Annotated in this window: 1 protein-coding gene; it reads left to right on the forward strand. The window is 68.0% G+C overall.

Annotated features, from left to right (window positions below; genetic code table 11):
* Positions 1 to 440, forward strand: a 440-nt coding sequence (locus U5782_RS41350) for a pyridoxal-phosphate dependent enzyme (protein WP_322049637.1), incomplete at both ends; no start/stop codon positions are given.

Consider the following 440-nt stretch of genomic DNA (forward strand, 5'->3'; position numbering starts at 1 on the left):
CTCACCGCCCGCGTCTACGACGCCGCCCGCGAGACCGAACTCGAACGCGCGCCGAACCTCTCGGCGCGTCTGCGCAACACGGTCCTGCTCAAGCGCGAGGACAACCAGCCGGTGTTCTCGTTCAAGCTGCGCGGCGCGTACAACAAGATGGCGCATCTGTCGGCGGAGCAATTGCAGCGCGGCGTGATCACGGCATCGGCGGGCAATCACGCGCAGGGCGTGGCGCTCTCGGCGGCGCGGCTGGGCGTGAAGGCGGTGATCTGCGTGCCGGTCACCACGCCGCAGGTCAAGGTCGATGCCGTGCGTGCCCACGGTGGCGCGATGGTAGAGGTCGTGCAGGCGGGCGAGTCCTACAGCGATGCCTACGCCCACGCCGTCAAGCTTCAGGAAGAACGCGGCCTGACCTTCGTGCATCCCTTCGACGATCCGTACGTGATCGC

The sequence above is a fragment of the Paraburkholderia sp. J67 genome (assembly GCF_905220265.1).
Classification (GTDB): domain Bacteria; phylum Pseudomonadota; class Gammaproteobacteria; order Burkholderiales; family Burkholderiaceae; genus Paraburkholderia.